This is a genomic window from Microbacterium sp. CPCC 204701 (genome assembly GCF_004010105.1).
Taxonomy (GTDB): domain Bacteria; phylum Actinomycetota; class Actinomycetes; order Actinomycetales; family Microbacteriaceae; genus Microbacterium.
The window spans coordinates 1-10,252 of the sequence record NZ_RRYE01000074.1 but is presented as its reverse complement, the minus strand read 5'-3'; the positions used below and the strand labels follow the sequence as shown (position 1 = coordinate 10,252).

General features: G+C 70.5%; 5 protein-coding genes and 1 pseudogene. 4 read left to right on the top strand and 2 right to left on the bottom strand.

The annotated features are described in order from the left end of the window. The 3 genes and pseudogenes from EIO58_RS19290 to EIO58_RS06955 form a co-directional block, all read left to right on the top strand. On the top strand, positions 1–201 hold a 201-nt coding region (locus tag EIO58_RS19290; protein ID WP_240658617.1), incomplete at its 5' end, for an FAD-dependent oxidoreductase. A 22-nt stretch (positions 202–223) separates the two neighbouring features. Further along, positions 224–868 (top strand): class I SAM-dependent DNA methyltransferase, encoded by a 645-nt coding sequence (locus EIO58_RS06960; RefSeq protein WP_164861567.1) that lies wholly within the window; start codon positions 224–226, stop codon positions 866–868. A gap of 168 nt (positions 869–1,036) precedes the next feature. Further along, positions 1,037–2,131: pseudogene (locus EIO58_RS06955) on the top strand (DUF222 domain-containing protein); the annotation flags it as partial. A 421-nt stretch (positions 2,132–2,552) separates the two neighbouring features. Here the strand turns inward: EIO58_RS06955 and EIO58_RS06950 are convergent. Next, positions 2,553–3,545: a helix-turn-helix transcriptional regulator gene (locus tag EIO58_RS06950; protein WP_127818914.1), complete on the bottom strand. Its 993-nt coding sequence runs from the start codon at positions 3,543–3,545 to the stop codon at positions 2,553–2,555. Between the two features lie 127 nt (positions 3,546–3,672). Between EIO58_RS06950 and EIO58_RS06945 the strand changes: the two genes are divergently transcribed. Further along, complete coding sequence (locus EIO58_RS06945; RefSeq protein WP_127818913.1) at positions 3,673–4,095, top strand: VOC family protein; 423 nt, start codon at positions 3,673–3,675, stop codon at positions 4,093–4,095. A gap of 111 nt (positions 4,096–4,206) precedes the next feature. Here EIO58_RS06945 and EIO58_RS06940 read toward each other — a convergent pair whose 3' ends face one another. Then, the gene (locus EIO58_RS06940; protein WP_127818912.1) at positions 4,207–9,615 is read right to left on the bottom strand and encodes a DUF7927 domain-containing protein; all 5,409 of its coding nucleotides are present in this window, start codon (positions 9,613–9,615) and stop codon (positions 4,207–4,209) included. Positions 9,616–10,252 lie beyond the last annotated feature (637 nt).

Genomic DNA, 10,252 nt, shown 5'->3' with positions numbered 1-10,252 from the left:
GCGGCGACGTCGGCCGGGGTGTGCGCCGCCGTCGCCGCGGCACGCGCCGGCTCCCGGGCGGTGCTCCTCGAGCCGGGGCGCCACGTCGGCGGAATGACCAGCGGCGGCCTCGGCTACACCGGTGGCCAGGGTCTCGCCGCGGCGGCGGATGGCGAGACGCACGAGTTCGTGCTCACGGCGTTGCACTCGCGGTCGCCGTGACGCGGGCGGCGAGGATGGTCGCATGAGCGGCGAGACCACGGACCTGACCCGGACGGCGTACGACACGGTGGCGGTCAACTACGCCGAGATGGTCCCCGACACGCGGTACGAGGCGGACGTCGATCTCGCGATGGTGCGGCACTTCGTCGAGTCGCTCGCGCCGCGTCCAGCGGCCGTGCTCGATGCGGGGTGCGGGACCGGGCGGATGATCGGGTTCCTCGGCTCGGTCGACAGTGACCTCGTCGTCGCGGGGAGCGACCTGTCGCCGTCAATGCTCGAGGTCGCCCGCTCTGCGTATCCGAGTCTCGAGCTGGTCGTCGCCGACAACGCGGACCTGCCGTTCGACGACGAGCGGTTCGACGGCGTGCTCGCGTGGTACTCCACGATCCACACGCCGCCGCATCGGCTGGGTTCTGTGCTCGCCGAGTTCCGCCGCGTGCTGCGACGGGGAGGGATGCTGTTGCTCGGCTTCCAGGCCGGCACCGGCGAGCGGCGGATCGACAAGCCGTACGGGCACGATGTCGAGTTGACCGCCTACCTGCACCACACCCCGTATGTGCGCGATGCGCTCGGCTCGGCCGGCTTCGCCGTGACAACGGTGCTCGATCGCGCGCCGAGGTCGTCCGAGAAGCACGAGCAGGGATTCGTGCTCGCGACGAAGGAGTGAGCACGGCGCGGCCGGGGGCAGGCTGGGAGATCCTGAGCCGGTCTCCGACGTCGCATCGACTCCTCCCCAGGGTCCTCGATCGGGTCTTATGAGCGACTTGTCCACTGGCCGGAATTTCTTTTTGATCTGGTCGTTTCAATGTCGGAGGCCCTCGCCGGAATGTGACTCATGACACCCCTCGTCGACGCACTCTCGCGACTCGGCGAGGCGCTCTCGGACGTGGTGGATTCGGCCCTCCGTGACGGTGGTCTTCGAGCGGCCGAAGACGACGAGGTGCTCGCGACACTGGCTGCGGCCGGGCGGATTCAGCGACTTGCCGAGGCCGTGCTGGTCGAGGCGAGCGGACAGATCCTCGAGCGCGACGACGCACGCTCGCATGCCGACCGCCCGACGACGCGATACGGATGCCGCAACCTCAATGAGCTCCTCCAGCGGGCGACCCGCGTATCAGGGCGCACGGCAACTGCCGTCGTGGTCGCCGCGAAGGCAGTGCAGCAGCGCACGTCGCTGTCGACCGGCGAGGTGTTGCCCGCCGAGCTCCCGGCGCTGCGGGCGGCCTTGCTCGACGGCGAGATCGGCGTCGACGGCGTGTTCGCCGTGGTGGGCGCCTTCCGCGGATGCGCCGCGGGCCGCGCGCAGCTGCTCGCAGCCGACGAAGAGCTCGGGGCGGCTGCACGTGGTGAGGGCGCGGATGCCGCACCCCCGGCATCCGCGGACGAGCTCCGCGCCTACGCGTCCGTATGGGCGGCCTATCTGGATCAAGACGGCTCCGAACCCGACGAGGCGCGGGCACTTCGAAAGCGCGGGCTCACTGTCGGGCGCCGCAACGACGACGGCCTCGTGCCGGTGCGCGGTCAGCTGCTGCCCGAGGTTGGGGCACAGCTGCAGCGCGGGCTCGACAGTGTGCTCAATCCTCGCATCGACGGGGTACCGGTTGTCGGCCCCCGCCTCATCGAAGACGATCCGGACGATCGAGATGAGCCGGTTGAGACCGCGGCGGACTCGCGCAGCCCCACGCAGAAGCAGCACGATGCTCTGGCCGTCCTGTTGACGGCGGCCGCAGCCTCCGGGGGTCTGCCGATGCTCGGCGGCGCCGCGCCGACCCTCGTCGTCTCGGTGAGAGAGACGGACCTCGCAGAGAACCAGGGCTTGGCGTGGATCCCAGGCGACGATCAGCCGATTGCGCTCGCGGTCGCGCGGCACATCGCATGCACCGGTTCGGTGCAGAGGGTCGTCCTGGGGCCGGGCGGCCGCATCGTGTCGCTGACGACACCCGACCGGATCTTCAATCACCACCAGCGGCGAGCGATCACCGTTCGCGACGGCGGATGTCTCATCCCCGGTTGCCAGGTGCCGCCGGAGTGGTGCGAAATCCACCATGTCGAGGAGCATGCGAGAGGCGGTCCGACCCATACTGACAACGGCGCGCTGCTTTGCTGGTTCCATCACCGCACCATCGACACCGGCGGGTGGGAGATCCAGATGATCGACGGCGTTCCGCACGTGCGAGGCCCCTCCTGGTGGGACGCCGGGCTGCGCTGGCGTCCCGCGACGAAGTCCCCGACGAGAAGGCTCGACCGCCTCGCCGCGCGGCGGCTGAACAGGTCGTTCAGACGGCGGCGAAGGCGGCACGATCCGATCGGCGACGCGCGTGGATGCTGTGCCTGGAGAGCCGGACCCTCCGTCAGCCCCCTGAGGCTCGAATGGCATCGGAAGGCCCGCGACCGCCCTGCAGGGCGGTCTCGGACGCTCGCCGACCGAGCTCGGCGAACGCGGCGCTCAGCTCCGCCGGCCAGACAACCTCGATCGGCACCTCGAACCGCAGCAGAAGAGCGGCGAGTGCACCCCACGACCATGCGCCCAGCTCCACGAGGCAGGACCCGGAGTCGACGGGCTCCACGATGCCGTCGTCGACGAACGGGATGACGCGTGACGCGGGGGCATGCAGCAGAACCCTCCCGCGGCACGACCATGCGTCGCCCTCGACGGCTCCGCGAAACCGTGCACGCAGGAACGCCTGCGCGTCGCCGCCCGGGATCTCGCGGCGTGAGAACCGGGCACCGCGGTGCGATCGCAGCGACATGCGGTCCACGCGGTGCACGCGCCAGTCCTCTCGCTCGGCATCCCACCCGATCAGATACCAGCGCCCACGCGTCGCCACCAGGTGATGCGGCTGGACGCGCCGCGGGCCGGCCGGCGCGGCGGCGGCATCCGTTTCACCCACCCGCGCGTAGTCGAACCGCAGCTCTTCGCACGCGCGGATCCCCGCCGACACCTGTGCGAGAACGTCGTGCGAGACCGACGCGCCTCCCTCGGGCACCGCCGTGAAACGCAACGCATCGAGGCGGTGACGCAGCCGTGCCGGCATCACCTGGCGAACCGTGGTCAGCGCCCGCAGCGCGGCCTCTTCGATCCCCGCTGCCGTCAGCGTCGCCGCCTGCAGCGCCACCGCGAGCGCGATCGCCTGCTCGTCGTCGAACAGCAGCGGCGGCAGCTCTTCGCCGGCCTCGAGCCGGTAGCCGCCGTCGGGGCCCTTGATGGCCTGGATTCGATATCCGAGTTCGCGCAGCCGATCGATGTCGCGCCGCACTGTGCGCGCGCTGACATCGAGGCGATCGGCCAGCAGGGTCCCGGGCCAATCGCGACGCGTCTGCAGCAGCGACAGCAGTGTGAGCATGCGAGACGACGTTTTCGGCACAGCGCCATGCTCTCAGCAGTAGCGGACACTACCTGACCTCTTCTGTCGAGACCATCGAACTGCGCCCGCAGGGGGCGCGGCTCACACCGAACGACAGGACACCGACATGACGATCGCCGTCACCCCTCACCTCAACTTCCGCGGCTCGGCACGGGAGGCGCTCGAGTTCTATCGCGACGCCTTCGGCGGCGAGCTCACGATCATCAGCTACTCCGACATGGGCGACACCGATCCGCAGACCGCCGACCACGTCGTGTGGGGCCAGGTGACGGCGGCCGACGGCTTCCGCATCATGGCGTACGACGTGTATCCGCAGCTGCCCTGGGATCAGGGCGCCGACCCGTTCTTCGTCTCGGTCCGCGGCACCGACGCCGACGAGTTGCAGCGCCACTGGGAGAAGCTGAGCATCGGCGCCACGGTGCGCCAGCCGCTCGAGCCGTCGCAGTGGGCGCCGCTGTACGGACAGCTCACCGACCGCTTCGGGGTGACCTGGGTTCTCGATATCGCCGCGGCGTACCCCGAGAGCTGAGCCCGCACGCCGAGGGCTCCTGCCCGCCCCGCTCCCGCGAAGAAGGTCGTGGGAGCGGGACGGGTCGTGCATGCCTGGAAGGTGCCGGTGCTCGCAGGAGCCGCCGAGACGTCAGCCCGCTTCCGCATGGCGACGGCGCATGAGCGCGATCCCGATCAGGACCGCGGCGACCGCGCCCGCGAGCAGCGCGAGCAGCGGGAGTACCGTTCCGGTGACCGCGAGGGAACGGGTGTCCAGCTGCAGCGTGACGGCGCAGGCGGGTTCTCCCGCATTTCCGGCCGGGGTGTCGACGCAGGTGGGTATCGCGCCGGTCGGTGTGCCGATGCCGGCCAGCCGGACTTGGTTGACGATGCTGCCGTCTCCGGTTCCGGCATCCCCGAGCAGCACTGAGTAGCTGATCTCCACGGTGTCGCCGGCGGGCAGCGGCCCGGTCCAGGTCAGCGCCGGCGGCACCGACACGACGGTGCCCGAGTCCGCGGTCGCGTTCTCCAGGTAACGGGCATCGTCGAGCAGCCCGGTCATGTCGTCGACCAGTTCGGCCGGATCACCCGCGGTGAAGTCCGCGTCTCCCACGTTCGCGGCGATGATCGTGTAGGTGATGCTGTCTCCTGAGCGGGTGCCGGCGCCGGTGTCGACGATCTTGGTGAACTGCAGCTCGGGCAGCCGGATGTCGGCGCAGGCGGTCGCACGGCCGAGCTCGGTGGTACCGGCCAGCAGGGCGACCCAGTTGCCGTATCCCGCACCGGCCGGCCCGCAGGTGAGCAGGGTCGGGTCGACCGATCCCGCGCCAGAGGTCACGATCAGCTGCACCCGGTACTCCTGCACCGTCGCGGTGCCCCCGGTCGCGGCCGGGATGCGTGCTGCGCCGTCGACGAGCTCGGGATCGCCGGTCACTGCCGCTCCCCCGACCTCGGTGAGCCCGCCGGTGAAGCCGGCGTTGGCGGTGACGCCCGCCGGCGGGAGTACCTGCACCTCGTCCACGGTCAGGCCGGCGGGGAAGTCCAGCGAGTCCTGGAGGTGATAGGCCAGTCCGTCGGCCGGCCGCTCAGCGCCGTTGGTGACCGTGATGAGGTAAGTCACCGTCCAGCGTCCGTCCGCGCCCTGCACCGGGGCTCCGTCGAGCGCCTTGGCCACGGCCGGCTCAACCGGCTCCGCGCAGGCTTCCGCCTGCCGCTCCGCCCCGTCGCTCAACGTCAGGGTCGCGGTGTTGGCGAATCCGAGTGCTGCACCCGGTGCACAGGACGCTGCGGCCGTTCCCGCCGCGGTTCCGGCGTCCGCGACCACGGTGACCGAGTAATGGTGGGTCGTGCCGGCCGGCAGGTCGCCGGCCAGGACGACGTCGCCGCTGCCCGCCCAGGCCTCCGCCGTGATCCCGGCCGGCGGGGTCACCGTAGCCGAGGAGACCGTGATACCCGGCCCGAAGGCCAGGGCGTCGTCGAGGTCGTACACGGTGTCGGCCGGGGCCGGGTTCACGACATCGATGCCGTACTGGATCGTCCACGAGCCGTCGTCGGCCTGGGCCAGGCTCTCGACGGTCTTGGCGATCGTGGGGGCGAACGGCGTGGTGAGCACCGCGCACGCCAGCCCGTTCTCGTCCAGCCCCGTCGCGATGTCGCAGTCGGTCGGGTCAGACGAGGCGCTGACGCTGTTCACCAGCTCCCCGTTCACGGGGGCGCCGACGGTCACGTGGTAGGTGAGCACCGCGTCGGCACCGGCCGGGATCGTGCCGGTCCAGGTGAGCAGGTTTCCCACCGGATCGTCGACCGCCTCCGCGGTGCCGCCGTCGATCGACAGCGATGCGGAGCCGGTCACGAAAGTGGCCTCGTCGAGCACGTCGGTGAGGTCGTCGGTGATCGTGCCGCCGGCGTAGTCGCCGGCATCGTCCCCGGTGACCGTGACGGTGTAGGTGATCACATCCCCGGCCTGCGCCCCGGACGGGCGAGCGTCCGAGGTCTTGGCCACCGACAGGAGCAGCACGACGTTGGAGTCCTGCGCGCTGTCTGTGAGCGTCTCGCCGGGGAAGCCGGGGTCCGGGGCGGTCACCGCGGCCTCGTTCACGATCGGGAATGCCGCGTTGGCGAGCACTCGCACGGTGACGTGAAGCTCCACCTCGGCCAGCGGGGCGAGCCCGGCCAGCGACCAGGTGAGCGTCTGCCCGGCCACCACTGCGCCGCCGTCGGCCGAGACGAGCTCGAGCGAGGCGGGCAGCGTGTCGCTCACCACAGCCCCGTTGACCGCCTCGGCCAGCAGCGTATTGGTCACGGTGATCGTGTAGGTGTACTCCGCGCCGATCTGCGTGGTCGTCTGGCCGTCGTCCTTGGTGACGACCAGGCCGGCGGGCGGCGGCGCGATCTGCTCGCAGCCGCTGATGGTGTTGTTGTCCAGGTCGGGGTCGAACAGGGTGCCGTTGATCTCGCCCGTGGTGCACAGCTCGCCGCTGTCGTCCTCGACGACCACCGGGAACGACAGCACCTCGGCCACGTCCCGCTCGAGGGTCCGCGGCTGGCTGCTGTCGTCCACAGGGGCGCAGCTCAGCGTGACCGGCCCGCTGACCGGGGCTGTGCCGCCGCCGCCCACGGTGCAGTTCCAGCGGTCGATCGTGAGATCTGTGACGGTGACGCCATCCGGGATCTCGAGCGCCACCGTCGCGGGCGCCTGCGCCGAGCCGCCGAGGTTGGTGACGGTGAAGCCGAGCGTGCTGGGACGACCGGCCTGCAGGTTGTCCCATTCGGTGAGCTCGATGGCGAGGTCCGCTTCGGCCAGCGTCACGCACACCGCCAGCGGTTCCGCCGGCAGGCTCTGGGCGGAGTCGACCGCGACCGAGTTGCACGCCTGCTCGTCGGCGACCGGACTCCCGTCTACGGCAGCCGTGAACACCACCTGTGCCGATGCGCCGGCCGCCAGGGTCGCGACGGCCATCCGCAGCGCCTGCTTGCCGTCGGGGTCGGTGCTCCAGTCGTCGACCGCTCCGGGGGCGCTCGGATGGACCTCCGGCCGGGTCGGGTTCGTCGATGCCGAGTAGGCCAACGTCACCCCTGGCGACACCGATTCGATCGCAGCGAGGGTGAGGTCGAACTGCGACCCTCGCGTCGGCGAATCGGGCAGCAGGCCGGTGTCGCCCTCATATGGAAGCACGTCATAGGCGATCACGTCGGTCAGCGCGGTGGCGCTGCCGTTGGTGATGGTGATCCGATACGTGATGTCGTCTGCGGTGACCGGCACGTAGTGCGGCTGGGTCGCATCCGACGCCCATACGCACCCACCGGGTGCGCTGTCGTCGGGAACGCACAGCTCCTTGACCACTTGCATCGCCGACGGCGCCGCCACAGTGAGCGCCGCGGAGCCGGCGCTCTGGGCGAAGTCCTCGGTGGTGTTGCCGTCACCGTCGATGTCAGAGGCGTCGTTGACGCCGGTCGAGATGGTCCGGAACTGGTTGGTGTTCGAGATGAACGCGGCGGTGATCGAATCCGACAGGGTGCCGCTGTCGTCGCCGGCCCATGCCAGGGCGACGGCGGCGCCGGTCGCTGTCGGTGCGGCGGCGGTCGGAGTGGCTCGGACCGTCATCGCGGGCCAGGTCTCCAGTCCCGTGGTGCTGGGCGCGATGTCCCCCGGCCATGTGGCGACGACGACCTCCCTGGAGACGCCGCCGATCGTCTTGGTGGCGTACTGATAGGTCACTCCCGGCGGGGCACCCGGAATCCCGGCCGATCCGGAGACGATCGTCCACCCGATCGGGGCGATGAAGGACAGCTGCGGACGGACCTCGGTGCCCGGCCAGATCGCGTTGGTCGAGCCTCCCACCGTGTAGGTCACCTCCGTGCCGGGGACCAGCGGGCCGCCGCCTTCCACCACCGGGGCGCCTGAGAACGCTGCCCCGATCACCGGGCTCGGCCGGGTGAACTGGATCGTCCGCTCCGCCGTCTGCTCCAGGTCGAACGGGATGATCTCCATGTCATCGGGGTAACCGGGGTAGGTCATCGTGATATCGGCGCTGTTGGTGCGCTGCTCGCCGATCGGGGCGGTAGAGCTGATCCGCATGCGGTAGTGCACGTAGGCAGGGGTCGCTGTGGTGTCGGACTGCTGGACGCGGCCGGCCGGGATCGAGTCGGTGGTGACACGGGCGCTCACGAAGTGCGTCGTGCCTGGCGCGGTCAGCACCTGTCCCGGCGCGAGCGTCGTGGTGCCTGTGGCGCCGTCGCTGCGCACCCACTCGGCGGTGATGCCGACCCGGGTGGACCAGATCTGATAGACCGGGGCGTCGGGCTGGGACAGGTTCGGCTCGTCGATCACCGCGACGCCGGGGACGTTGCCCCGGTTGGAGACCTCGACTCTCCAGTAGAGCGCGGTGCGGTCGGGCTGGCCCGCTGCGGGAACGTTGGCGGCGAATACGCCACCGCCGATGCTGCCATCGGCCTGTCCGAACTGGTTGCCTGCGCCGCCGTAGACGAGCTTGCCGAAGTTGATGCCACCGAAGGGGTCCCAGCACGCGACCTGGTTGTCGCGGGTCGCCGTGGCGGTCTTGGAGGTGCGGGCCTCATCCAGGTAGGTGACCGTCACGCTGATCGAGCTGCTCACCGTGGTGGCGAAGTTGCAGCCGTCGGCGTCGGCTTCGGGGAAGTTCGCACCGGGGAACTCGAGCGTCACGGCGCGGTGGCGCCAGAGAGCGTAGTCGTCGTCGCCCATGGCACTTCCGGGCGGGTTGGACAGGCCCGCTCCTCCCCCGTTGAATCCGCCGGTCAGGTTGAGACCCCAGCCGCCGCGAGCCGCGTACTTCGGGTCATCCGCGGAGCCGACCGTCCAGGTGACCGTGTTCGCCGCGGAATCGATGACGCCGCCGTGCTCAGCAGCGGTGATGACAGCTTCCGGTGGCGCCTGGTAGACGACCGTATAGCTGCCGGCGGCGGACAGGGCCGCATTGCCGGTGACGTTGGCGCCGGGTCCGTAGAACAGGACGCCGCTGTTCATGGTCAGGTTGTAGTCGACGGCGACGTCGGTGCTCACGCTGGCCGGCGCGGTGATGCCGACCTGCGGACCGACGGTCGGGTCCGCCCCACCCGGCAGGCCGATGTTCCACGTCACCGGCGTCGAGTTCCCGGTGACGTCTGCAACGGCGGTCGGTGACGAGGCCGTCGCAGCCATCTCGATCTGGAAGCCGTCGGGATAGAACGATCCCCACGGCACGTCACGGTGCCGGTCCGGGGTGACCGTGTAGGTCATCGTGAACGAGCCGCTGGTGCCCGGTGTGAGGTTGCCGAGGCTCGCCAGTTTGCCTGTCGTGTCGGTGCCGCTGATCGTGGCCCCGACAGGCGCCACCCAGGACTCCCACTGCAGCAGGTGACGATCGGCGGGGAGAATGCCCTGCGGATCAGGGGCCGACGGCGAGAACTGCAGCTGCGTGTCATTGCACACGTCGGTGGTACAGCTGTACTGCACCTGGTAGGTGATCCGGTTGTCGTGGGTGCCGTCCTGGGTGCTGGTGATGACGGAACCGTCGGCGACGTCGATGGGGGTGAGGGCCACGTTGAGCACCCCAGGTCCCGCCGCCGTCGCCGCAGGTACGGGCCCCAGCGTCAACACCGATACAGCCAGCGCAGCGACCACCGCGACGTATCCACGCCCCCGGCCTCGCCGCTCACGACGGTCTGCGGCCGCTCGGTGAGCACCGTCTCTGTCCGACGATCGGCTCATGCGTTGGCGGCGACCCTTCGACGACGCGGCGCGGTGTTGCATGGCAGCAGGTCCCCCCTCGAGTCGACTACTGATGCAGCCCCCGTGGACTTCTAGCGCGGCGTGGGTGAGTATGCGACCGGAGGGAGTGCAGCGATCCTCCGACGGACTCTGCATCAAGCAGGACTGTAACCTGGACGCAAGGTCTGCAGGCCAGTTTCACCCACCGCCTCACCCGGCTCCGGGCTCAGGCCGCCGGCTCGGCCGGGAGGTGCTCACGACGCTTCCGGCACGCGCCATGAGCGGCGAGCGAGCGGAAGGTGAGACCCACCGGTCAGGGCGCCGAGCGCTCGAGCGTGGCTCGCACGAAGGCGGGAACCACGTCGACGGCGACCTTCCCGTCGCGCGCCTCGGCACGGGCGAGCGCCGCCTCGACCTCGTCGCGGGACGCGGCACCCGCCACGTGGTCGAGGGCCGCGAGCCCGGCGGC

Excerpts from the sequence above, each read along its gene's own strand:
- EIO58_RS06960 (WP_164861567.1), top strand. The coding sequence starts at position 224 with ATGAGCGGCGAGACCACGGACCTGACCCGGACGGCGTACGACACGGTG.
- EIO58_RS06950 (WP_127818914.1), bottom strand. The coding sequence starts at position 3,545 with ATGCTCACACTGCTGTCGCTGCTGCAGACGCGTCGCGATTGGCCCGGG.
- EIO58_RS06945 (WP_127818913.1), top strand. The coding sequence starts at position 3,673 with ATGACGATCGCCGTCACCCCTCACCTCAACTTCCGCGGCTCGGCACGG.